25 protein-coding genes and 1 pseudogene are annotated in these 23,083 nt (G+C 68.3%); 21 read left to right on the forward strand and 5 right to left on the reverse strand.

The window, feature by feature from the left end:
- Nucleotides 1–52: 52 nt before the first annotated feature.
- From Sfulv_RS14750 to Sfulv_RS14770, 5 genes are all read left to right on the forward strand, one after another.
- Entirely contained in the window at nt 53–277 is a 225-nt protein-coding gene (locus Sfulv_RS14750) for a hypothetical protein (RefSeq protein WP_173314148.1), read from the forward strand.
- A complete protein-coding gene (locus tag Sfulv_RS14755) occupies nt 274–1,017 on the forward strand; it encodes a GntR family transcriptional regulator (RefSeq protein WP_173314150.1) in 744 nt (247 codons plus the stop codon). Before Sfulv_RS14750 ends, Sfulv_RS14755 begins: the two co-directional genes overlap by 4 nt.
- Nucleotides 1,014–1,316 (forward strand): hypothetical protein, encoded by a 303-nt coding sequence (locus tag Sfulv_RS14760; protein ID WP_173314152.1) that lies wholly within the window; start codon nt 1,014–1,016, stop codon nt 1,314–1,316. Before Sfulv_RS14755 ends, Sfulv_RS14760 begins: the two co-directional genes overlap by 4 nt.
- Before the next feature lie 343 nt (nt 1,317–1,659).
- Nucleotides 1,660–2,997, forward strand: a complete 1,338-nt coding sequence (locus Sfulv_RS14765) for an AAA family ATPase (protein ID WP_173314154.1) — start codon at nt 1,660–1,662, stop codon at nt 2,995–2,997.
- A gap of 16 nt (nt 2,998–3,013) precedes the next feature.
- Nucleotides 3,014–3,859 (forward strand): DUF4435 domain-containing protein, encoded by an 846-nt coding sequence (locus Sfulv_RS14770; RefSeq protein WP_179764083.1) that lies wholly within the window; start codon nt 3,014–3,016, stop codon nt 3,857–3,859.
- Between the two features lie 526 nt (nt 3,860–4,385).
- Here Sfulv_RS14770 and Sfulv_RS14775 read toward each other — a convergent pair.
- Nucleotides 4,386–4,850: an NUDIX hydrolase gene (locus tag Sfulv_RS14775; RefSeq protein ID WP_173314158.1), complete on the reverse strand. Its 465-nt coding sequence runs from the start codon at nt 4,848–4,850 to the stop codon at nt 4,386–4,388.
- A gap of 18 nt (nt 4,851–4,868) precedes the next feature.
- Between Sfulv_RS14775 and Sfulv_RS14780 the strand changes: the two are divergent.
- The 13 genes and pseudogenes from Sfulv_RS14780 to Sfulv_RS14840 all read left to right on the forward strand — a co-directional run bounded on the left by Sfulv_RS14780 (nt 4,869) and on the right by Sfulv_RS14840 (nt 12,766).
- Nucleotides 4,869–5,646: pseudogene (locus tag Sfulv_RS14780) on the forward strand (GntR family transcriptional regulator).
- A gap of 139 nt (nt 5,647–5,785) precedes the next feature.
- A complete protein-coding gene (locus Sfulv_RS14785) occupies nt 5,786–6,145 on the forward strand; it encodes an SCO3933 family regulatory protein (RefSeq protein WP_010060547.1) in 360 nt (119 codons plus the stop codon).
- A 2-nt stretch (nt 6,146–6,147) separates the two neighbouring features.
- Complete coding sequence (locus Sfulv_RS14790; RefSeq protein WP_173314160.1) at nt 6,148–7,500, forward strand: FtsK/SpoIIIE domain-containing protein; 1,353 nt, start codon at nt 6,148–6,150, stop codon at nt 7,498–7,500.
- A gap of 80 nt (nt 7,501–7,580) precedes the next feature.
- Nucleotides 7,581–7,766, forward strand: coding sequence for a hypothetical protein (locus Sfulv_RS14795; RefSeq protein WP_015577979.1), 186 nt, complete (start codon nt 7,581–7,583; stop codon nt 7,764–7,766).
- A complete protein-coding gene (locus Sfulv_RS14800) occupies nt 7,766–8,431 on the forward strand; it encodes a DUF2637 domain-containing protein (RefSeq protein ID WP_173314162.1) in 666 nt (221 codons plus the stop codon). The genes Sfulv_RS14795 and Sfulv_RS14800 overlap by 1 nt, the downstream gene beginning before the upstream one ends.
- Before the next feature lie 18 nt (nt 8,432–8,449).
- A complete protein-coding gene (locus Sfulv_RS14805) occupies nt 8,450–8,635 on the forward strand; it encodes a hypothetical protein (protein ID WP_173314163.1) in 186 nt (61 codons plus the stop codon).
- Nucleotides 8,636–8,640: 5 nt separating this feature from the next.
- Nucleotides 8,641–8,832, forward strand: a complete 192-nt coding sequence (locus Sfulv_RS14810) for a mobile element transfer protein (RefSeq protein WP_003967784.1) — start codon at nt 8,641–8,643, stop codon at nt 8,830–8,832.
- Nucleotides 8,833–8,844: 12 nt separating this feature from the next.
- Nucleotides 8,845–9,000: a hypothetical protein gene (locus tag Sfulv_RS14815; protein WP_010060553.1), complete on the forward strand. Its 156-nt coding sequence runs from the start codon at nt 8,845–8,847 to the stop codon at nt 8,998–9,000.
- A gap of 27 nt (nt 9,001–9,027) precedes the next feature.
- Nucleotides 9,028–9,342 carry a SpdD-like protein gene (locus Sfulv_RS14820; RefSeq protein ID WP_173314165.1) on the forward strand — a complete coding sequence of 105 codons (315 nt, stop codon included), beginning with the start codon at nt 9,028–9,030 and terminating at the stop codon, nt 9,340–9,342.
- 90 nt (nt 9,343–9,432) lie between these two features.
- The gene (gene repSA / locus Sfulv_RS14825; RefSeq protein ID WP_173314167.1) at nt 9,433–10,848 is read left to right on the forward strand and encodes a replication initiator protein RepSA; all 1,416 of its coding nucleotides are present in this window, start codon (nt 9,433–9,435) and stop codon (nt 10,846–10,848) included.
- Nucleotides 10,849–10,850: 2 nt separating this feature from the next.
- Nucleotides 10,851–11,072, forward strand: a complete 222-nt coding sequence (locus Sfulv_RS14830; RefSeq protein WP_371874668.1) for a helix-turn-helix domain-containing protein — start codon at nt 10,851–10,853, stop codon at nt 11,070–11,072.
- Nucleotides 11,072–12,199: a tyrosine-type recombinase/integrase gene (locus Sfulv_RS14835; protein ID WP_173314171.1), complete on the forward strand. Its 1,128-nt coding sequence runs from the start codon at nt 11,072–11,074 to the stop codon at nt 12,197–12,199. The genes Sfulv_RS14830 and Sfulv_RS14835 overlap by 1 nt, the downstream gene beginning before the upstream one ends.
- Nucleotides 12,200–12,376: 177 nt before the next feature.
- A complete protein-coding gene (locus Sfulv_RS14840; protein WP_173314173.1) occupies nt 12,377–12,766 on the forward strand; it encodes a hypothetical protein in 390 nt (129 codons plus the stop codon).
- A gap of 291 nt (nt 12,767–13,057) precedes the next feature.
- Here the strand turns inward: Sfulv_RS14840 and Sfulv_RS14845 are convergent, their stop codons facing one another.
- Together Sfulv_RS14845 and Sfulv_RS14850 are read right to left on the reverse strand one after the other, a co-directional pair.
- Nucleotides 13,058–13,396: a hypothetical protein gene (locus Sfulv_RS14845; protein ID WP_173314175.1), complete on the reverse strand. Its 339-nt coding sequence runs from the start codon at nt 13,394–13,396 to the stop codon at nt 13,058–13,060.
- A gap of 107 nt (nt 13,397–13,503) precedes the next feature.
- A complete protein-coding gene (locus Sfulv_RS14850) occupies nt 13,504–14,397 on the reverse strand; it encodes a bifunctional DNA primase/polymerase (RefSeq protein ID WP_173314176.1) in 894 nt (297 codons plus the stop codon).
- A gap of 381 nt (nt 14,398–14,778) precedes the next feature.
- Here Sfulv_RS14850 and Sfulv_RS14855 point away from each other — a divergent pair, with 381 nt between their 5' ends.
- The 3 genes from Sfulv_RS14855 (at nt 14,779) to Sfulv_RS14865 (ending at nt 17,976) form a co-directional block, all read left to right on the forward strand.
- Nucleotides 14,779–15,093, forward strand: coding sequence for a hypothetical protein (locus Sfulv_RS14855; protein ID WP_173314178.1), 315 nt, complete (start codon nt 14,779–14,781; stop codon nt 15,091–15,093).
- A 413-nt stretch (nt 15,094–15,506) separates the two neighbouring features.
- Complete coding sequence (locus Sfulv_RS14860) at nt 15,507–16,070, forward strand: SigE family RNA polymerase sigma factor (protein WP_173314180.1); 564 nt, start codon at nt 15,507–15,509, stop codon at nt 16,068–16,070.
- A gap of 262 nt (nt 16,071–16,332) precedes the next feature.
- The gene (locus Sfulv_RS14865; RefSeq protein ID WP_173314182.1) at nt 16,333–17,976 is read left to right on the forward strand and encodes a long-chain fatty acid--CoA ligase; all 1,644 of its coding nucleotides are present in this window, start codon (nt 16,333–16,335) and stop codon (nt 17,974–17,976) included.
- Between the two features lie 75 nt (nt 17,977–18,051).
- Here the strand turns inward: Sfulv_RS14865 and Sfulv_RS14870 are convergent, their stop codons facing one another.
- Both Sfulv_RS14870 and Sfulv_RS14875 read right to left on the reverse strand, forming a co-directional pair.
- Nucleotides 18,052–22,158 carry a PAS domain-containing protein gene (locus tag Sfulv_RS14870; protein WP_173314184.1) on the reverse strand — a complete coding sequence of 1,369 codons (4,107 nt, stop codon included), beginning with the start codon at nt 22,156–22,158 and terminating at the stop codon, nt 18,052–18,054.
- A 237-nt stretch (nt 22,159–22,395) separates the two neighbouring features.
- On the reverse strand, nt 22,396–22,905 hold the full coding sequence (locus tag Sfulv_RS14875; RefSeq protein WP_173314186.1) for an SSI family serine proteinase inhibitor: 510 nt from the start codon (nt 22,903–22,905) through the stop codon (nt 22,396–22,398).
- Nucleotides 22,906–23,083 lie beyond the last annotated feature (178 nt).

Genomic DNA, 23,083 nt, shown 5'->3' on the forward strand with positions numbered 1-23,083 from the left:
TCTGCCCGTGCCACTCGACCCCAGACCCGTCTACGCCCATGAAGGTGATGGCGTGAAGGTGCCGGCCCCCGGCGGCGCGCTGGTTTCCCCCGTCGAAGTCACTGCGGCCACCGTGCAGCGCGGCGACATCATCCAACTCGGCGGTCGGGCCTGCCGAGTGCGAGACCTCTTCCAGCTCCGCCACGGAGCCAAGCAACTGGTCTTCGAGTCGGGCGAACTGCTAGCCATACACGCCCGCACCCGGCTCACCGCCCTGCGACTGCTGAGAAGGCGGTGACCGGCTCCGTGCCCCGACGCCATCCCGACATCGCCGACCACCTACGCAACCAAATCACGACGGGCAGCATCAAGCCCGGCGAACGCCTCCCGTCCGAAGCCGGCCTGGCCGCCCGGTACAGGGTCAGCACGGTGACCCTGCGACGCGCTCTCGCCGTGCTCCAGAGCGAAGGACTCGTCGAGAAGATCCACGGCAAGGGCAACTACGTCCGGCACCCGCGCCGCAAGATCATGTACGTCGGCGGCTGGGGCACGCTGGACCCCTGGACCGCCGCTGAGCCAACGTTGCGCATCACGGTTCGCAGCACCACCGTTCCGGCCTCCGTGCACCTGACGACGTTGCTGAAGGTGCCCACGGGCAGCCCTCTTGCGGAGTACACCTGCCTCAGCCTCGACCAGGGGGCGCCGCACGGGCTGGCCCGCATCTACATCCCGCGCGACCTGGCCCCGGCCGGAGTCCTCGACGACGACTCCGTGTGCTTGGAGGCAGCCACGAGATTTGCCGTCCTCGGCCCGTCGCCGGCCACCATCCGAGAGACGGTCTCCGCCCGCTCCCCTACCCCAGACGAAGCGTCGGCCCTCCGGATCGGGAACAACATGGCCGTTCTCGCGATCACGCGCATCGCCACCGACACCAACGGCCGCGTCGTAGAAGCCGCGCTCCTGGCTTTTCCGGGAGACCGAGTCGACGCCGTCTTCACTACCCACCACATGCTCGACGAGAGGCAAACCCAAGGATGACGACACCGAACGAACTTCGGCTCCTCCCGTGGTCGGGCCCGGGGGACAAGCCCTGCTACCTGAGCACTGACGACCCCGGCGGCTACGTCTCCCGCCTGGCAGACAACATCGAAGCGGTCCAACTGGGGACGGCGGCTGAACTGCTGGAAGAGGTCTCGAAAACCCTCGACGACCGGGACACGGATCTGACTGACCTGCGCCGCTTGGTTCACGACCTGACTGGCGCCCTGAGAGACGTGCTCCGGGTCGCGGCCAGCCGAGGACATCTGCTCGCAGTGAGCGAGCCTCACCGAATCTGACGAGGCTGCGGCAGAATGGCGCCAGCCGAGGACAGACATCCCCACTATGCGGGGAGGGAACCGAGTAAAATGCCGGGGTTTCCCTCCCGTTGCGTTATGCCAGTCCAGTTGCTAGCCGCAAACTGAGGCAGCCAGACCGGCGGCACGCCCCGAGGGCCGCTTCGTAGGACACCGTGCCATGGTCAATGCTGGCGACCCACGATATGCGTCGAATTCGGACGAGGCAGGCAGGGAGAGCACGCCTCCACTCTCCTGGTCGCTCTTCTTCACTTTCAGACATTTTTCTACACAGCAGCCTTGTGCCCGCTAGGATTCACCTTCAGTCTATGAGTCGGGAGCGATCATGCGAAACATCACGCAGGCAAGCATCAACGGATTGTTTGGGTATGTAGACCATGATGTGCGATTCTCAAAAGACTCTCCGATCACTATCATCTCAGGGCCTAATGGGATCGGGAAAACCCATTTCCTTCGCCTGCTTTACGCCTTGACAACTCTCGACTTGAAAACTCTGGCGACAGTGGAGTTCAGGAAAATTGAGATTCACCTAAAAGATAGAAGTGTCCTCAGGCTGGCACAGACGCGAGACGGGGACGAGGTAGTCGGATTCAAGTTCTCTGAAAAACAAAGCCCTCGTCGCGCATACAGAGTTACTAATGTCCCATACGTAGATAGTAAGGATAGCGATCAGGATCTCCCTTTCAACGTCGTTCAACTAGCTGATGGGAGTTGGTACGACACGCGATACGATCGCCCAATCACGTCACAGACCGCCCAGCGTAGATATGGAATCTCGGTAACTCCGGATGCTCTTGCGTATTTCGAAGGCACCTGGCTCGGTGAGTTTTTCACAGAGTCGAAGTCGATTCTAATCGATACTCAACGCTTGGAAAATTCCTCGGCCCCCTCGCGCGCCCGTAGCGATGTAAGGCCAGTCAGGCAGTACATCACCCAGGTTGCTGCGCAGCTATCAGACGCTCGCCGAAAGTCGCTTAATGAGTCTCTAAGGGCCGATCAGACATTTGCAGTCAGGGTTCTAAAAAAGGCTCGAACCACAATCAACGAAAAGGACCTCAAGGAACGGTACCAAAGGATCGCAGACCAGCATGCGGAACTTCACGCTAGTGGACTCAGTGTAAGTCCTGTTGACGTGCAATTTCCGGACGGGAAAACATCTCCCACCGAACGTAGAATCTTGAACGTCTTTCTAGATGATTGGGAGCGCAAACTAAAGCCGCTTTTGCCCACTCATGAGAAGCTCAAGACTTTGCGGCGGATTGTTGAATCAAAGTTCATCGGCAAAGAGCTAGTGCTAACTCAGAGGGGTCACATTCTCTTCCGCTCGAAGTATAACGGGAAACCGTTGAGCGTGAACTCTCTATCGTCAGGCGAGCAACACCTTCTGGCGGTATTCACTATGCTGCTCTTCGCTGCGAGCGAAGGTTCACTTGTGCTAGTCGATGAGCCTGAGATTTCGATGCATGCAGCCTGGAAACATTCCTTCCTCAATGATATTACAGAGGTGGCGAATATCGCTAAAATGCAGATCGTCATCGCCACTCACTCAAGCGCCATCATCAATGGCAACTGGGACATTGTGCAAGAAATTAAGGCACCCCTGATGGAAGCGCAGCCAGAAGTGGATGACGCTGCATTCGATGATATTGAAAGCGAGGTCTGAGATGGAGAAGAACTCCATGAAGGACCTTGATAATCTAGCTGACAGGGTTAGGCTTCACCGCCAAGGGGACCCACGTAACGTAGTCATCGTCGAGGGTGTAAGTGACAAGCGCATCCTTCAGCGTGCATTCTCTGAAAGCGACGTAGTCTATTTTCCGGCCGGCTCCCGCCCCGTAGCCCTGGAAGCGGCCAAAAAGCTGAGCCTTTGGAGTCAGAAATACTTCATTTGCGTAGTGGATCGGGACTTTGACGACGAAGTTTCTAATGTAAGTCAAGCAAACGAAAAAATGCCCCTCCACCCCTACGACAACGCCGACCTCGAAGGAATGCTGACGGTCGCAGGTGCAGCAGGCGATCTGGTGTCAGAATTCGGAAGTGTCGATAAGATTAAGAATTTAGGAGGTGTGCAACAGGTTTTGCAGAGAACATATTCTGTAATCGAGCCAGTTTCCAGACTTCGTCGAGCAAATTATGAGAATAATTGGGGCCTCGCGTTCGATCGCGTCGAAATATCCTCCAAGATCGACCGAAAAAAATTTGCACTGAAGTTGCAGCCATATTGTGCTGCGCTGGATTCCACTTCCGACCAAAGTCCGGGCCAAGCGGTCTTGCTTGAATACGCAAACGGAGTCAAGGAAGCGAGGTCCGTGCCAAAGTGTCCTCGTGGGACTGCGCCTTACTTTCGAGGTCGTGATTTCCTTGGTGCATTGAGTGCCGCACTGTGTGGATACTGCGGATCCAAGCGTCCTCAAAGTGTAGAGCCTGAACACTTGGCTTCCATATTGCGTCTGGCCGGTTCAGCCCATTTGGCCCGAGGGGATTGGGGGGAGGAATTCATGCAGCGCACTTCGGTGATCCATTGAGATATTCCTTTGCTGCCCTCAACACTTACTATCTGGCCACGGTGATTAGCAGTGTTTGTGATTTCGGTGGCTGACTCGTACTTCTGGGGTACGTGGGTGGCACGCCGCTGGAGGGGTTCCCCAACCCGCCACTCACCCCAGTTCCCATCCCGTCCGCCTTCGACCCACACTCCGTGGAGCGGTCGTGGTTCAGGGCGTCAAGGTGGAGCGCGCCACTGTACGAACGACCTTGACGCCCTGGGCCGCGACTGCTCGGCTCTGCCTGGGTCGAAGGTGGTCGGGATGGGAGCCCCACGACGCTCACCACGCTCCGGCCGGCACCCGCGAACGGCGCCCCTCCTATCCCGGAGTCTGAGCGCCCCCGCCGGAGGCATATCCCTGAGCCGCGGACGATTTCCTAGAGCCACCCGCAGCACGTAGCGCGCCGCCGGGCGCGGCCAGCCGGGGCGCAGACAGGAGGCAGGCCGCGCCGCTGAGGCGGCGCGTGCCCGCGCCGTGCGCGGGCCTTGATGAAGTAGAGAAAGTCTTATCCCGCTGTGATGAGCTGCTTGCCGTCGTGGCTCCGCACGTGAGGGCCGTTGCCGTCCAGGGCGTCCAGGAGGCGGATCGCGTAGACCTCGGCCATGCGCTCGCTGACCTCGTCGGGCGTGAGCCAGGAGACGGCTGTCGACTCGCTTGATGTGCGCTCCGTGCCGCCGGAGAGCTTGCAGCGGAAGACCAGGGCGACGATGCCTCGGGTCGTGTTCTTGTAGACGCCGGTGAGCTGGTCCACCTCGACGTGAATGCCTGTCTCTTCCCAGACTTCGCGGGCAACGCCGGCTTCCGGTGTCTCGTTGAGTTCGAGGATGCCGCCCGGGAGCTCCCAGGTGCCGTTGTCGGCTCGGCGGATCGCCAGGAGGAGGCCGTCCTCACGCACCACTACTCCGGCGACGGACACGGAGTGCAGGGGAGTGGGTGCCGCTTCCTGTGGTTGACTCATGTAGAGGAGCATAGGAGGCAGGGAAGGACTATGGGAACTGCGGCGGGAGGGGCCGGTTCCGGTCCTCGGTATGTGCAGATCGCTGATGACCTCGTGCAGCAGATCCGGGCGGGGTTCTCAAGGCCGGCGACATGGTGCCGAGCGAATCCGAGCTGGTGGACCGCTACGGCGTCTCCGGTGGGACGATCCGTAAGGCCATGGTCGAGGTACGGGCGAGTGGGCTCGTCGAGACCAGGCACGGCAAGGGCTCGATCGTGAAGAACCGCCCCCCTGTACGGCACCGCTCCTCCAATCGCTTTCGGCGCTCGCTCCGTCAAGGTGGCCAGGCCGCCTACCTCGCGGAGTCCGTCCAGTCTGGCGCCACCGCCAAAGTCAGCGTCCTCTACATCGGTCCCATGGACGCGCCCGAGGATGCCGCCGAGCGCCTGGGCGTTCCCGCCGGTACGCAGGTGTTGGCCCGCCGGCGCCTCTACTTCCGTAACGGCACGCCGGTGGAAACCGCCTCGTCGTACCTGCCCTGGGACGTGGTGAAGGAGATCCCCGAGCTGTTCGCCGAGAACCCCGGGGCGGTGGCATCTATGCCCGACTCGAAGACCACGGGCATGAGTTCGCAGAGTTCGTCGAGACGCTGCAAGCGCGCCCGGCCTCGAAGTCGGAGGCGTCGGAACTGGCGCTCAGCCCTGGCGCCCCCGTGGTTCACCTGATCCGGGAGGCCCGTACGACCGCGGGTCGGGTGGTCGAGGTGTGCGACACGCTCATGGCCGCTGACCAGTTCGTTTTCGAGTATCGGATCCCTGCCGACGACTGACGTCCGCTCAACTTCCCGCAACCCGTCGTGAGTTCTTCTTCGCGGCGGGTTGACTCATGTACAGGAGTCAGGCACTCTTCTCCATGTAACTCATATACATGAGTGACGGAGTTCAGCATCTATAGAGGAGTGATCTGCTGTGCGTCAGATTCCCGTCGACACCTCCAGCGCTGTCGTGATGGTCGCCAAGATTCCGCAGGTCAAGGTCCGTGACCGCCGCACCGGTGAGATCGCCACCGACATGGAGACCGGTGCTCAGCTCATGACCGTGGACGTGATGTTCGCGGCGAACGAGGAGGTGGAGATCCTGTCCGTCACCGTTCCGGAGCCCGGGATCACCGGTGAGCTGGCCATGGGTACGCCGGTCGCGCTCACCGGCCTGGTCGCCCGTCCGTGGGAGAACGACTTCAACGGCCAGCGGCGGCACGGCATCGCGTTCCGCGCGGTCGCGGTCACCTCGCTCGCCGACGTCGCCACCACAGGGTCGAAGGCGGCCTGATCATGACCGCCTTCACGGTCGCTCTGGTGCTGGTCGTCGCTGCTGCGGGTCTCCTGCGGTGGCGGCGGCCCGCCTGGTACTGGCTGGCCTTCGGGGTCACTCTGGCCGCGCTGCGGGTCTTGGTCCGGTACCGCTCGGTCATGGACGCGTGCGGGTTGACCGTTCCGCCGGCGCGGTGGCGGTTAGCCCTGGCTCGGGCCACCCACCGGCCGGTACCTGAGCCCCGCCCACCGCGTATCCGGCGACTGCGGCCGACTCGCACCGGCCTGGTCCTCCGACTCAAGCTCCGTCCCGGGCAGGACGTCTTCGACATCGCTGCGGCCTCGGACCGGCTTCGGCACTCGTTCTCGATGTTCGGCGTGACCTCGCGTGAGGTGCGGTCCGGTGTCGTAGAGGTGCGGATGACCGGATACGACGTACTCAAGCGGGTGCAGATGCCTGCTGAAACGGAGACCCGGGCAATGCGGGTACCGGTCGCCCTTCGGGAGGACGGGTCGGTGCACTACCGCGACTACCGCGCGATACCTCACGCCCTCACCCTCGGTGCCACGGAGTCCGGCAAGTCCGTCTACCAACGCAACCTGGTCGCCGGCCTTGCTCCTCTGGACGTCGCCCTCGTCGGCATCGACTGCAAGCAGGGGGTCGAGCTCTTCCCGCTGGCGCGCCGGTTCTCAGCGCTGGCCGACAGCCCGGACACCGCTGCCGAACTCCTCGATGCACTCGTGGCGCGGATGGCGGACGTCTACCGCCTCATCCGTACCCAGCAGCGCATCACCGTCGATGTGCCGGACGCGGAGATCGCCGCCGACATCTGGGACCTGCCTGATGAGCTCCGCCCGACCCCGGTCGTCGTCCTGGTCGACGAGGTGGCCGAACTCGCCCTGTACGCATCGAAGGAGGAGGAGAGGCGGCGGGATCGCATCATCACCGCCCTGGTCCGTCTCGCGCAGCTCGGCCGCGCCGCCGGTATCTACCTCGAAATCTGCGGACAGCGCTTCGGCTCCGAACTCGGCAAGGGCATCACCATGCTCCGCGCCCAACTCACCGGCCGCACCGCCCACCGTCTCAACGACGAGACCTCCGCCAACATGGCCTTCGGTGACATCGCCCCGGACGCGGTCCTTGCCGCCATCAAGATTCCCGCCGAACTGCGAGGTCTCGCCATCGCGGGAGACGCGTCCGGCGGTTGGCACCGCATCCGCGCTCCGCACACCTCGCTCCGCCAGGCCGTGAACCTCTGCAATCGGTACGCCGACAGGACCCCGGACCTGCCCGAGCTGGCCCCATTCCGGTCCACCACCGGCACCGCCACCGAGCTTGTGCCATCGGCGAAGGCATCTACGGCCACCGCCTGATCTCTCCCCCTACCCGGTAGGCGTGACCGTCTTCGCGCCGAGTCCCTACCACTGCCATGCCCAGAGAAGGGAGAACCGCCATGTGCCCCGACTGCGAGGACTTCGCCCGGACTGTGCTTCTGCTCGGCCAACTCGCCCTGTACGCCGACATGGCCGGCGCCGACCTCGACTTCGTGGACGTCGTCAGCCCGTCCCTCGCCGTGTCGCTGCCGGAGCCGCCGCCGGGCACGTTCCCGGACGACTCCGACCCCGCTGAGGACTCCTGATGGGCACCCGGCACGGTCTCCGGATCGACGCGGTGTTGATCCAGGCGGTTATCGCCGGAGCCTTGTCCTTCGCCCACCTGCACGACCTCGCCGCCGCGGCCGGACAGGACGGCTGGAAGGCATGGGCCTACCCGGTCAGTGTCGACCTGCTCCTTGTCGCCGCCTGGCGTCGGCTGCGTAGTGAGGGCCCGTCTCGGTTGGCCTGGTGCTGGTTCCTGATCGCCCTGTTCGCCTCGCTCGGCGCCAACGTCGCCACCGCCGGGTTCCTCGACCTGGCCGACCCACCGGCCCCGCTCCGGCTCGGCATCGCCGGATGGCCCGCGCTCGCCTTCCTTGGCGGCACTCTCCTCGCCCACTCGTCGAGGAAGCCGGTGCCGGGTCCGTCAGCCGCCCTCACGGAGACAAAGGATGTCGGGCCGACACGTGTGCCTGAAGTCGCCCCGATCCCATCCCCGGCCGATGAACCCCCTGCGACAACGGCCCTGTCCTCGCCACCGGCCCCGTCCCCGGAACCGCTCGTTCCCGCCGTGCTGATCGACCACGCCCGCAAGGTCGCCGACGAGTACCGCACCCGCACCGGATCACCGATCGACACCGACACCCTCCGCTCCCGCCTCGGCGTTCCGCCCCACCTCGCCGACGCCATCGCCGCCCGCCTCAGCTGACCGCAAAGGAGAACTGAGATGACCCACGATCCCGCCGACCTGACCGTGGCCGACTACCTCGACGGAGCGCGTGAGATGGCCGCAGCCGGACGCCCCTTCCTCGCTCACCTGCTCGCCGAGGAAGCCGCACGACGCGTCGACGACCCGGCCACCGCCCGCAGCATCCGCCCTCAGTACACCGACCCGACGACCGACAGGGGCTGACCAGCATGCCCGCACGCGACAGCTTCCACTCCGTGATGCGTATCGGCCCCGTGCAGATCGGCACCCACCGCGACCGCACCGGCCGCACCGCCCACGCCGCCGTCTGCACTGCCGACCGCTGCGGCTGGTCCGCCGACTACTCCAGCCGGACCGCCGCCCAACTCGCCGCCCGTACCCACCGCTGCACCGTCCGTTAGGAGACAGCGTCCATGGACGTCCCTCTCTGGATCGCCCTGCTGGTCGTCGGCTACCTCGGCATCAAGCTCTTCCGTCCGCCGGTGTGGCTGATCTGCGTACTCCTCCTCGGCGGCTACCTCCTCGCCGACAGCCTCTTCGCCTCCGTCATCGACACCGCAGTCAAGTAACCCGCGCCCGGGAGAGGAGAACCACCCATGTTCCAGCCCAAGATCCCGACCATGCCGCAGCCCTCGGGCCCGGTCACCCCGCCCGCCGTCGTCCAGCCGACCGCCATCACGCCGGGCACGCCTGCCCCGGCACCCGCCGCCGCCTCTGCGCCGGCCCGTCCGGTCGTACAGCTCGCCCCCGGCACCGCGGTCGCGCTCGTCGGTGCCGGTACTGCCGTCGTCCTGGTCGTCGGCACCGTCCTGGTCTCGCTGCTCCTGGCGGTCGCCGTCACCAGTGCCTCGGTCGCCGTCTGTGCGGTTGTCCTGCGCTCCTTGATCGCGTCCGACGCCAAACGCCGCTGACCGGCCCCGGGCGGCGTCGATACCGCCAAGCATCCGCCGCCCGGGAGCCGTCCCCACCGATCGATCTCGCAACCGGAAGGAACCCCCAGCATGGCCCACCGGCCCTCACCCTCGAAACAGAAGCGGTCCAAGCCCGCCCCGCCGCTCGACCCGACCGTCCTCGGGGACGTTCTCCGGGTGGCCTCGGCCTCCGACTACACCCGCTGGGAGGACCAGATCCGCCGCACCGGCGGTTGTGCCGACCCCGTCCATCTGAGCGGCTGGGTAACCCACAAGGACAAGGCCACCGGCGAGACCCTGCACCGCTACTCGACCGCGTACGAGCCGGGCGGACGCCTCCGCATCGCCTGCGGCAACCGCCGTGCCTCCCGCTGTCCCTCCTGCGCCTGGACCTACGCGGGCGACACCTACCACCTGATCCGCGCCGGCCTCGCCGGAGACGACCGCCGCGACATCACCGCCGCCGTCCGCGACCACCCGCGCGTATTCGCCACCCTCACCGCACCCTCGTTCGGCCCTGTCCACAACCGCCCCGACCGGGGTACCTGCCGGTGCGGCACGGCGCACGCCTCGGACTCCTGGGACCTGGGCTCCGCCCTTGATCCGGAGACCTACGACTACTCGGGCGCCGTGCTCTTCAACAACCACGCCGGGGAGCTCTGGCAGCGTTTCACCACCCGACTCCGCCGCGAACTCGCCATCCACGCAGAAATCCCACGCCGTGAGCTGGGCGACCATCTCCGCGTCTCCTTCGGCAAAGTCGCCGAATTTCAGAAGCGCGGAGCCCTCCACTTCCACGCCGTCGTACGTCTCGACGGCCCGGAGGGACCTCGTACGCCGCCGCCCTCTTGGGCCACGGTCGATCTCCTCACCGACGCGATACGCGCCGCAGCCGCGCACTCGTACACGTCGGTCTCTGTCCCGGCTGCCGGCGAACAGTCGGCCCGGACCTTCCGGTGGGGCCGACAGCTCGACGTCCGCCCGGTCAAAGCCTTCGGCGACGGTTCAGATGTCACGGAACAGGCAGTCGCCTCGTACGTGGCCAAGTACGCCACCAAAGCCGCCGAGAACACCGGCACCCTGGACCGCCGTATCGGTGAACTCGCCGAACTCGACCGCCACCGCGTTCCCGATCACACCCGTCGACTCATCACCGCATGCCGTGAGCTCGACAGCCTCTATCCGGACCGGCGCCTCTGGGCCTGGGCCCACATGCTCGGCTTTCGCGGCCACTTCTCGTCCAAGTCCCGCACCTACTCGACCACCCTCGGTGCCCTCCGCCAGGAACGCGCCGACTACCGCGCTTCGCAGGAAGCGACCGTCCTCGGCCTGGCCGACCGTGAATCGGACACGGTCCTCGTCCTGACGGACTGGCAGTACGTCGGCCACGGGCACACCCCCGGTGAAGGCGCTCTCGCCGCCACCATCGCCCGTGACCTCCAGACCAACCGCGAGACCGCCCGCGACGTACTGAAGGAGCGCACTGCCAACGAGGGGGAGTGGTGACCGTGGCGGACCGACTGCTCACCGTGAACCAGGTCGCCGAACGCCTCGGCACCGGTCTCCGCTTCCCTCGCCGGCTCATCGAGGAACGCCGCATCACGTTCGTCAAGGTCGGCCGACACGTCCGCATCCCCGAGAGCGCCGTGGAGGAGTACGTCAGTGCCCACACGGTGGCGCCGGTCGTCCTGCGGCCCGTGTCGGCGTACTCGTACCGGAGGGCTGCCTGATGGCCGCCAAGCGTAAGTCCCGCCGCGCCTTCGGCCGGATTCGGAAGCTGCCGTCCGGCCGGTTCCAGGCTCGGTATCCGGGGCCTGACGGCGTGCTGCGTGCCGCTGATCAGACGTTCGCGACGACCACGGACGCCGATCGCTGGCTGGCACGGAAGCGAATCGAGATGGAGGAGGGCCGCTGGCTCGACCCCGCCGAGGGAAGGACCACCGTCCGCGATTGGTCGGCACGGTGGCTCACCGCGGTCTCCCCGCAGCTGAAGCACAAGACACAGGCGTCGTACCGATCCTTGATCAACTCGCTGATCGTTCCGGCGCTCGGTGATCGTGAGCTTTCCAGCCTCCGACCTATCACCATCGTCGAATGGGTCGGTGCGATGAAAACCCGTGGTCTCAGTGCCTCGCGGATCAGGCAGGCATACCGGGTGCTCTCGCAGATCATGCGGGCGGCCGTCGACAACGAGATGATCGGGCAGACTCCGTGCAGGGGCGTGAAGTTGCCTCGCATGCCGCAGACCGAGCCGCACATCCTCACCCCGCTGGAAGCCTCACGGATTGTGCGGAGCGCGACGAAACCGCATGACCTGCTGATCTCCTTGCTTGCCTACGCGGGTCTGCGGGTCGGGGAGGCGTTCGCGCTGCGGAGAGCGGACATCGATGTGTCCGGCGGCCTGGTCCTCGTCGATGAGAACCTGGCCGAAGCGAATGGCACCCTGGTCTTCGACACTCCCAAGTCCCATCAGAAGCGGGTCCTGCGGATCGGGCCGTCACTCGCGGCGCGGATCGGCCGGCACTTGGAAACGCTGCCCGGCGGGGAGGACGCTCTCCTCTTCGTCACGCCCGGCGGCAAGCCTCTGCGCTACAACCAGTGGCGCAAGGCGTATTTCGACCCTGCGGTGGTGGCGGCCGGGCTCACCGATGTCACGCCGCACGATCTCCGCGCCTCGCACGGCACATGGGTGGCCGACCGCTACGGCGTGATGACCGCCGCCCACCGGCTCGGGCACTCGAACGCGAGCGTGACCACTCGGCATTACGCACGGCCTGTGGCTGGTCGTGACGACCAGGTGGCGGATGCCGCTGATGCATGGTTCCGAGAGGAAGACGACTCTTCCGAGGCGCACTAGCCACATAGAGACGCGTGCACCCGCTGACGTCCCTGACCGAAACGTGGTCAGGGACGTCGTGCTGTGCGGCAACCGATCTCCGCTTGATGCACGTCTGCTCCGTGAGCGCCCATCACGCCTGACCATGTCCAATTGCTATCTATCCGTTACGTATAGGTGCAGCTACTCTGCGTGTCCATGGGGAAAGTGGTGCGCTTGTACTGGGGCTACATGGTGGCTGCCGCCTTGGTCGTTGCGTGGAGCCAGCAGTGGGCATTGCCGGTGATCGCGTCTCTGTCGGTCGGTGTCTCCGCCTACGCAGCCTTCCAGGTGCCGGTCTGGTGTGGTGCGGTTAATCGAGACGGGCGGACCTACTGTCGCAACAACGCCTATGGCGTGTTGATGGGCTGCTCGAAACGTCAGCACAGATGGCAGAAGATCAAGATGATCGTCCTGCGCAGCAAGGTCGGTAACGTCGGCCGTTCCGTCTTTCCTACGGCCAAAGAGAAGTTCCACGGGGCTCTCGCTGTGGGCGGCCTGCTGTCGGCTGTTGCTGCAGTGATCGTTCCGGTTCTGACGGGTGGTTGAGCCGACACGCTCATGTACTTGGGGCACGTGGGGGGCACGGCGTGCACTGCTCTGACTGCAGCGGCACGGTTTCGCCGGTCTGACCTGCGAGGGAACAGCGATCCCGTCCGATCAGCGAAAGGTCTTGAAAACCGTCGTGGCAGCGATGTCACCGTGGGTTCAAATCCCACACCCACCGCGCGTGAACGGCCCCTGACCAGTACGGCGGTCGGGGGCCTTCACCATGCGCTGCGCCTGCTGGTGACCGTGCTTCCCAGTGGGTCCGGTCCAGGGCGCGATGGGGCACGGGTTTCAGTCTCCCTGGAACCACAGATAGCTGCCCGGAGTGTCGGCGCACTGCTTCAGCAACCTTGCAAGGTCGTTCAAGGCAGCGAGCTGGCGTTCATCGGTGCACCGTTGCCGTAGATCGGGGATCTCACCGAGGGCGACGGCTGCCTCCTGCTCGTTCATCAGAGCATCCCCGTACGGATCTACGGCGGTCAGCCGCCCAGGCACTCCGAGCAGTCGGAGCGAGCCGATCGCGTCGGCCAACGCGTCCCCGTGCCCGTACGAACTCCGGAGCAGCGTCGCTCGGGACTTGCGCCAGTTGCGCGTTGGCCGTGCTGAGTGCAGCTCCACGTCTATCCCCACGGGCTCATGATGCCTGCTGCGGAGGCTCAGCATGTGATCCGTAGTTCCCATTCGTCAGGTCCGGGTGGGCGGCGTTGGGGTGGAGGTCAGAGTTCCGGTCAGGGGAGTCAGGGGAGTTCCGGGCCGCCCGTGGTCAGGCGGGCCGCTGAGGCGATTGTTGCCCTGGCCTCCTGTTCGGAGAGGCCCGTGTGCAGGGCGGCGGCGGTGAGGGCGTCGGTCAGGGCGTCGCCGAAGCCGTTTTCGTAGGCGCGGCACGCTGCCCAGAAGAGGCGGGTGTTGCGCTGTCCCCGCCGGGCCGCCCGTACGAACTGGACCAGTCCTTGGCCTTGGCGGCTTCCGGGATGTGGGGGCGTGGTGCGGGCGCGCGCGGGATGGCGGGTGGGGGGTGTGAGCAGGTGGAGGAGTGGGCGGGGGCACGGTGCCGGGGCGAGGTGGGCGGTGCCCGGGGCCAGGCGGTAGGTGCCGTGGGTGGTGACCGAACCGGGGCCCACGAGGTATCCGCCGGAACCGCGGATGTCGATGCCCCGGGCGAGCCGGCTCGCCGAGTTCGGTACGGGGACGTCGGGCGGGCCGGTCAGCCAGAGGTGGCGCCCGCCGCTCGGGGTGAGCACGGTGACGGTCGGCGGGATGGCGAAACGGTGCCGCTCGGCGAGGTGCCAGAGAGCCGCCGTGGAGTCGTCGCCCGGCGCGGTGCCGACGTCGAGGTCGACGCCGATGAGGCGGTGCGGTGGCCGGCCGCAGGCGATGCCGTAGCCGGTGGCATGCGGCGCGGCGGCGAAGAGGGCTCGTACGGCGGCGGGGTCGGTGGTCGCGTCGTGCACGCCGTGGCCCGGCAGCCCGCAGGCGCCCCGGCAGCGGACCGGAGGGTCGTCGCCCCGGTGGGGCGAGCGCAGGGCGGGGAGTTTGGTGGCGGACAGCGGGATGACGGGGAGCCCGCGTTCGGCGGCGACGAGGGCGTGGGCCAGGGCCAGGGTGGCGGTCTGCCGGTCGATGGTGGCCATGGAGACATTCTCGTACAGACGTTCGATAGAAGGAAGGGCGCGAAAGGTGCGCCGGGGGTGGGGAATGAGACGAAGGGGCGCCGCAGGAACGCTTCTCCCCATGCGGGGTGCCGAGTGGCGAAGGAGCGGGGTAGCTGATCCTGGTTTTGGGGCGTGCGGGAGGTTTATCGGGTGCTGCTCATGCTTGAGGGGGAATGACGGGCTGCGGGGTGGTTCGCCGGGGATTCGGTGGGCAACTCTGGTGCTGCGACGTCGTAACCAACTCCGCAGCGGTCGGCCAACTGCTCCGGAATCAGCCATATCAGCCATATCAGCTGTATCGGCTGTATAAGCCGTATCTAGCTGAAATTAGCCGCATATTCGGTTCCTGGAGGAATTGACATGGCAAGCATCCGTACCGCTCGTGCCTTCGCCGCTCTTGCCGCCCTGCCACTCGCTGTCGCCCTCTCCGGTGGTGTCGCAGCGGCCGACAACGGCTCCTTCGCGAACGACGGATCGAACGCGGCGGTGGGGACGGTCGGCGGTAGCGGCGTCGGTGGGAACAACTTGGGCAACTCGTCGACCTCGCAACAACAGGCGGTCGGGCCCGGCGCCTCGAACCAGAGCAACTCGGCACAGTCGGACGGCTCGGGCATCACGGTGATCAACCAGGCCAACCAGGACTACGCGGTGAACTTCTCCCCGTTCCTCTGGTGAGCCGCAGCCCGGGGGCCCGCTGGGGTGCAGGTCCACGGTGAGGTGAGCACGGTCCGCGCGGCGGCACTCCGGTGCCGCCGCGCGGACCTGTGCGCGGTGGCGACGCGGTGAGCGTGGTCGGTGGGTGGTGCTCGTCGCGGCCGGGACGCTGGTCACGGCCGGTACGGGCATGACCGCCTCGGCGCTGACGCCAGGTCCGGACGACCTGGGGCGGACCGCGCCGCCCCGGCCGTGCGGGCGCGCGCGTGGGTGCCGGCCCGCCGGTGCCCGGCTCAGGGGCGGACCCTGAGGTGGACGGCCGGCCCCTCCACCTTCAGGAGGTGCGGCCCGCCCCGCCCCTACAACCTGAGGCGGACGCCGCTTCGGGACCTGGGGCCGATCCCCTCGCACGCGCCCGCTCCTAGCGTGGGGGTATGACCACGCCAGTCTGCACCGGCGCCTCCAGGGCAGTCGCTGCCACCGCCGGACACCCGACCTCTTCGCCCTACGCGTCGTTCTCCTCGTACGTACGGGCGCGGGGGCCCGTACTGCTGCGGACGGCCCGCTCGCTCACCGCGAACCCGAGCGACGCGGAGGATCTGCTGCAGACAGCGCTCACCAAGACGTACGTCGCGTGGGAGCGGATCGAGGATCACCGGGCAGTGGACGGCTATGTCCGCCGGGCACTGGTGAACACGCGTACCTCGCAGTGGCGCAAGCGCAAGGTCGACGAGTTCGCCTGCGGGGAACTGCCCGAGCAGGGGTCCGCACCGGTTCCCGACCCCGCCGAGCAGCAGTCCCTGCACGACGCGATGTGGCGGGCCGTCCTCAAGCTCCCCGACCGCCAGCGGGCCATGGTCGTCCTGCGTTATTACGAGGACCTCAGCGAGGCCCAGACGGCCGAGGTGCTCGGGGTGTCCATCGGGACGGTCAAGAGCGCGGTGTCACGGGCTCTCGGCAAACTGCGCGAGGACCCGGAGCTGACCCCGGTCCGGTAGAGAGCACGCCTGATCTGGGTCCGGTAGTGAGCGCACCCGCCCCCGGTCCGGCAGGGAGCACGCCCGGTCTCGTCCCGGTAGACAGCGGGCCCGCCCCCCGTCCGGGGCAACCCGCCCTCGGCCCGGCAGGGCGGCTGGTCGCGAGACGGGCGATGTCGTCCGGCGGCAGCGATTTGTAGGCGCCCGCTAGTGACATACCGCTTGGTATGTGCGCAGAATCAGCGCATCATTACCGCCGCGTAGCGCCCAACGGGAGGACGCCGTGCTCAGCACCATGCAGGACGTACCGCTGACTGTCACCCGCATCCTGACCCATGGGATGACGATCCACGGGAGGTCACAGGTCACGACCTGGACCGGCGAACCCGAGCCGCATCGACGCTCCTTCGCCGAGATCGGCGGGCGCGCCGCGCAGCTGGCCAACGCCCTGCGCGACGAGCTCGGCGTCGACGGCGACCAGAGGGTCGCGACCCTCTGTTGGAACAACGCCGAGCACGTCGAGGCGTATCTGGCGATCCCCTCCATGGGTGCCGTACTGCACACGCTCAACCTCCGGCTCCCGGCCGAACAGCTGGCCTGGATCGTCAACCACGCCGACGACAAGGTCGTCATCGCCAACGGTTCACTGCTGCCGCTGCTCGTACCGCTGCTCCCCCACCTGCCGTCCATCGAGCACGTGGTGGTGTCGGGCCCGGGTGACCGCTCCGGGCTCAGCGGGATCGCGCCGCGCGTGCACGAGTACGAGGAGCTGCTGGCGGGCCGGCCCACCACGTACGACTGGCCCGAGCTGGACGAACGCCAGGCCGCCGCCATGTGTTACACCTCCGGCACCACGGGCGACCCCAAGGGTGTCGTCTACTCCCACCGCTCCATCTACCTGCACTCCATGCAGGTCAACATGACCGAGTCGATGGGGCTGACGGACCGGGACACCACTTTGATGGTCGTGCCCCAATTCCATGTGAATGCCTGGGGCCTGCCGCACGCGGCGTTCATGACGGGCGTCAACATGCTCATGCCGGACCGCTTCCTCCAGCCCGCCCCACTCGCCGACATGATCGAGCGCGAGAAGCCGACCCACGCCGCCGCCGTCCCCACCATCTGGCACGGACTGCTCGCCGAGGTCACCGCCAACCCGCGCGACCTCTCGTCCCTGGCCAACGTCACCATCGGCGGCGCCGCCTGCCCGCCCTCCCTCATGGAGGCGTACGACAAGCTGGGCGTCCGCCTCTGCCACGCCTGGGGTATGACGGAGACCTCCCCGCTCGGCACCATGGCCAATCCGCCCGCCGGACTCAGCGAGGAGGAGCAGTGGCCGTACCGCATCACGCAGGGCCGCTTCCCGGCCGGGGTCGAGGCACGCCTGGCCGGCACCGCCGGCGAGCACCTGCCCTGGGACGGTACGTCGGCGGGTGAGCTGGAGGTCCGCGGGCCCTGGATCGCCGGTGCGTACTACGGCGGTCCGGGCGGCGATCTGCGGCCAGAGGACAAGTTCACCGAGGACGGCTGGCTGAAGACCGGTGACGTCGGTGTGATCAGCGCGGACGGTTTCCTCACCCTGACCGACCGGGCCAAGGACGTCATCAAGTCAGGCGGTGAGTGGATCAGCAGCGTGGACCTGGAGAACGCCCTGATGGCGCACCCGGACGTGGCAGAGGCCGCGGTCGTGGCCGTCCCCGACGAGAAGTGGGGCGAGCGCCCGCTCGCCACGGTGGTCCTCAAGGAGGGCGCGACCGCCGACTACGCCGCGCTCAGGGAGTTCCTCGCGCAGTCGGTCGCCAGGTGGCAGCTGCCGGAGCGCTGGTCGGTCATCCCGGCGGTCCCGAAGACGAGCGTCGGAAAGTTCGACAAGAAGGTAATCCGAAGGCAGTACGCGGACGGCGAGCTGGACGTCACCCAGCTCTGACCCGGCACGACGATGAGGGCGGTACGGGACTTCCCGTACCGCCCTCCCCGTACGCGCCGGCCGCAGCCACGCGCGTCAGTTGGTGCCTATCTTCGCCAGCAGGTCGACGATGCGGGACTGCACCTCGTCGCTGGTGGAGCGCTCGGCCAGGAAGAGGACGGTTTCGCCCGAGCCGAGTCCGGACAGCTCCGACTCGTGCAGACCGATCGAGGTGTAGACGACCAGCGGCGTGCGGTTCAACTGCCCGTTCGCCCGCAGCCAGTCGATGATCCCGGCGCGTCGGCGGCGTACCTGCATCAGGTCCATCACCACCAGGTTCGGCCGCATCCGGGTGGCGAGCTCGACCGCGTCACTGTCGGTCGCCGCCCTCGCGACCTGCATCCCGCGGCGCTCCAGCGTCTCCGTCAGAGCCACCGCGATCTCCTCGTGCTCCTCGATGACGAGGACCCGCGGGGGATGCTGCTCGCTGTCGCGGGGAGCGAGCGCCTTGAGGAGTACGGCGGGGTCGGCGCCGTACGCGGCCTCGCGGGTCGCCTGTCCGAGCCCCGCCGTCACCAGGACGGGTACCTCGGCGGCGACCGCCGCCTGACGCAGTGACTGCAGGGCCGTCCGGGTGATCGGGCCGGTCAGCGGGTCCACGAAGAGCGCGGCGGGGAACGCGGCGATCTGGGCGTCGACCTCTTCGCGGGAGTGCACGATCACGGGGCGGTAGCCGCGGTCGCTCAACGCCTGCTGGGTGGAGACGTCGGGCGCGGGCCAGACGAGCAGCCGTCGCGGGTTGTCCAGCGGCTCCGGGGGCAGCTCGTCGTCGACGGGGCGGGGCTGCGGCCGGTTGGCCACCTCGACCGCGCCGCCGGGGCCGTCCAGCGGCTCCGGCCCTTCGGCGGCGCTCCGGTCGGGCGCCCCTATGGCGTACGCGCGCCCTGCGGCCACCGGCGCCGACAGCAGCGAGGCGGGCCCTGGGGTCTTCGCACCGGCCTGCGTACCCGACTGGTCGGGCTCGGCCGGGGCCTCACCGGACTGCGGGGGTACGGGCGGTGCCGAGGGCTCGGCCTCGGGAGGGGCGGCCAGCTTGCGCCGCCGTCCGGCCCCGCCGAGGCTCTGGTTCTGCTGGTTCTGCTGGTGTGCGAGGTGCTGTGCGAACGGCACGTTCTGCCCCAGCGTCCGCACGCTGAACGCACGGCCCTGGGTGGAGTCCGGGGACGGAGGCACCGGCGCTTCGGCGGGCAACGGCCGACGCGGGACGTCCTGCGCAGGAGCCGCGTGGCCGGCGGGCGGCGCTCCCTGCGGGGGCGCCGGTGCGGGACCGGGAGCGGCCCCCGTGGTGTGCGTGGTCCGGCCGGGTCCCGCCCATGCCTCGCTCTCGGGCCCGGCGGTGTCGCCCGCAAGTGCCGCCAGGCCCTGCCCCGAGGTGCCGCCCTGGCTCCAGCCGGGCGGTGTGGCGTCGGCCGGCCCCTCCGGTGCGACGGGAGGGCGGGCCCGGCGGCGGCCGGACGGTACGGGGTGCGCCTGCGGCGGGGTGTGGTCGTCGTCGGGCGCGGTCCGTACGGCGTCGTGGCGCTCCGGCGCTGCCGGTGCCGCCGTCCCGGCCCCGGTCCCGGTTTCGGTCACGGGAGGTACCCGGTCCGCGTCGGCGGGCGGCAGCGCGAACGCGGTACGCGGCCCGGTCGGCTCCGCCTGGGCGGCCCGCTCCTGGGCAGCCGAGAGCGCGCGCCGCGCCCTGCGGCCGCCGGGCTGCGAGCCCTGCGTCTCGCCGCCCGGGGCGTGGTCGGGGGACGTCGGCGACGCCTGGGGCGGGTGGGGTGGGGCGAGCGCCGGGAGAGCCGGCTGCGGCTCCCCGTCCCGTCGTGCCCGGCGGCCCGTCGGTCCGGCCGGCATCTGCCCGCCCGAGGGCACGCCCTGCGGTGGCACGGTCCTCCCCAGCTGGGGACGGGGCTGTGCGCCCTCGGCAGCGGTGACGACCGATCCCTCGGAAGGAGCGGGGAAGGCGGACGGGACCTGACCTGCGGAAGGAACCTGAGCCGCGGAAGGAGCGGCGGGCAACGCAAGTGCCTGGCCCGGGCCCTGCCCCTGCCGGGCAGCCCCTTGCGGACTCTGCGGCCCCTGAGACCTCTGCGGCCCCTGAAGGCCGTGAGCCCCGTGCGCCCCTTCGCCGTGAGCCCTCTCCGGAAGTTCCACCGCGCCCGTCTCCGCCGGGCTGGGGCGTCCGCGCCTGCGGCCGGAGCCACCGTTCGGCGTACCGGTGCCCGGTTCCGCGAGCGGCTGCTCCTCGACAGAGCCCGGAGCGCCCGGAGCGGACTCCGCCGCCTCGCGCCGCGCCCTGCGCCGCCCGGTGGGCTCCGCCGCATCGGTCTCCGGGGCCGCCGCGCCGCCCTCAGGACTGTCAAGGAACGCGTCGGTCGACGACCTGCGCGCCCTGCGCCGACCGCCACTCGTGCCGCCCTCGTCCTGCGGAGGGGCCTCCTGAGCCGGGACGGCCTCCTGGAGCGCCGGTAGGGTCTCCACCTGCGGGGGCGGGAGCGCGACGGTGCCGGAACCGGCTCCGAGCGGTACCTCCAGTACGTACGCGCTACCGCTCATCCCCGGCATCTCGTGCGTCTGGAGCACGCCGCCGTGCGCCCGGACGATCCCGCGCACGATCGGCTCGTGCACCGGGTCGCCCCCGGCGAACGGCCCGCGCACCTCGATGCGTACGACCTCACCGCGCTGCGCCGCCGCCACGACGACCGTCGAATCGACGTAACCACCGCCGGGCACCAGCCGGGTCTTGCCCGTCGAGTCGACTCCGGCCACGTCCGCGACCAGGTGGGCGAGTGCCGTCGCCAGCCGCCCCGGGTCCACCTCGGCCTCGATCGGCGGAGCGTGCACCGCGAACTGCGCGCGCCCCGGCCCGATCAGCTCCACGGCGCCGTCGATACCGGCCGCCACGACCCCGTCCAGCAGGACGGGGACCTTGGTGAGGCCCTCCGCGCCCGCGTCGAGACGCTGGAATCCCAGCACGTTGTCGACGAGGGTCGTCATCCGGGCGTACCCCGCGGCCAGATGGTGCAGGATCTGGTTGGCCTCCGGCCACAGCTGGCCGGCCGGGTCGGCGGCGAGCGTGGACAGCTCCCCGCGCAGCTCCTCCAGCGGGCCGCGCAGCGACTCGCCCAGCACGGCGGTCAGCTGGCCGTGCCGGGCGCCGAGGCCGGCCAGGAGATCGGTCTGCTTCTCCAGCTCGGAGGCGTACCGCTCGGTGCGGTCGGCGAGTTCGGCCGCGTGCCGCTCGGTCAGCTCCGCGATCTCCGCGGCGTGGGCCTCGGTGAGGCGGGCGACCTCGGCGGTGTGGCTCCCGGTCAGTTCGGCGACCTCGGCCGTGTGCTGCTCGGTGAGCTCCTCGTACGGCCTGCGGTCGGTGAACGTCATCACCGCGCCGACCAGCTGGTCCCCGTCCCTGACGGGCGCGGTCGTCAGGTCGACCGGCACCTGCGCACCGCTCCTGGACCACAGCACCTGTCCGCGCACCCGGTGCTTGCGCCCGGACTTGAGGGTGTCGGCGAGGGGGGAGTCCTCGTACGGGAAGGGCTCGCCCTCCGCGCGTGAGTGCAGGACCAGCGGGTGCAGCTCCTTGCCGCCCAGGTCGCTGGCACGGAATCCCAGTATCTGCGCGGCGGCAGGATTGACGAGGACGACTCGGCCGTCCGTGTCCGTCCCCACGACACCCTCGGACGCGGCCCGCAGGATCATCTCGGTCTGGCGCTGCGAACGGGCCAGCTCGGCCTCGGTGTCGACGGTGCCCGACAGATCGCGTACGACCAGCATCAGCAGCTCGTCGCCGGTGTAGCTGGAGTGGATGTCGTTGTACCCGGCCTGGCCGCTGTCCAGGCTCGCGCTGGTGATCTCCGCCGGGAACTCGATGCCGTCGGTACGCCGCGCGGTCATCCGCGTCGGCTTGGTCCTGCCCTGCTCGTCCGCAGCCTCCGGCCGGCGCATCGACCCGGGGATCAGCTTGGAGTCGAACTCCGGAAGCAGATCGAGCAGTCCGCGCCCGACGAGCGCGGTGCCCGGGGTCTCGAACATTTCGAGGGCGATGGTGTTGGCGTTGACGACCGTACCGTTGCAATTGACGAGCAGAAGCCCGTCCGGGAGGGCGTCGAGTATGGCTGCGAGGCGAGCAGCGCCTCGGGATGGCCTGCTGCTCACGACGACGCTTCCTCCCTTATTACCGCACCTTGCCGACAGCGGGCCCCATCCTGCCCCTCGGGCCTCAGGCTGTCACTGAAGGAGTCTAAAGGCAGGGGAGCGCGGCAGGGCGGCCTATGAGGGGGAGCTCTCACCAAGGTTCTGTGCGAGCGGTGTACGCCGGGGGCGTGAACTGTGACCGTCCGCGCACCGTGTGACGTGCGCGGACGCCAGGCGTCGGGGGTGGCCGGAGGACCGTCAGACGGTGGGCACGACGGGAACCAGGTTGTTCCACCGGGAGATCTCGCAGCCGTTCACCCGGTTCAGATGAGCGGAGAAGTGCTTCCCCTGCCAGGTGCCGACGATCCGGGCGGTGGCGGGTCCGCCGTGGATCTGCGTGCACATGGCGCCAGCGGGCGTCGGCAGGAACGGGTTCTCGTCGGCCGCCCTCGCCTTGGCCAGACGGTCGCAGGCGGCCTGGGCCTTCGCGTGGGTGCCACCGGCCCGGTCGGTACCGCACACGAGCTCGAAGGTCCCGTCGGCCGCCCGGTCCCCGGAGTCCGTGACGGTCACGGTCATCCGCATCGTGGCGTCCTGGCTGCCCGTGTCACCGCCCTCCTGCGGGGCCCACGGGCCCTGCGGGCTGTCCAGGAACAGGGGTACCGGCAGCAGCGGTACGGGGGCCGGGGCCGCGACCGCCGCCGGCGCGGCGGCGGTGGACAGGGCGACGAGTGAGACGGCGGCGGTGACGGCGAGGCGACGCAGCATGCGGGGCTCCTGTGCTCGGGACACGACGGACGATGGACGGGGGCGGTGCCCCCGCTCTCTCTAACGCTCCGCACGCCGCGACGATGCGCAACCGCAGTGATGCTTTGCTCTGGCAGCCGCCTGCCTAGTACGGTGGGCGGCGATTGGTGACAGCGCGCTCGTCTGTGTCATCATCTGC

Source organism: Streptomyces fulvorobeus, assembly GCF_013167895.1.
Classification (GTDB): domain Bacteria; phylum Actinomycetota; class Actinomycetes; order Streptomycetales; family Streptomycetaceae; genus Streptomyces; species Streptomyces fulvorobeus.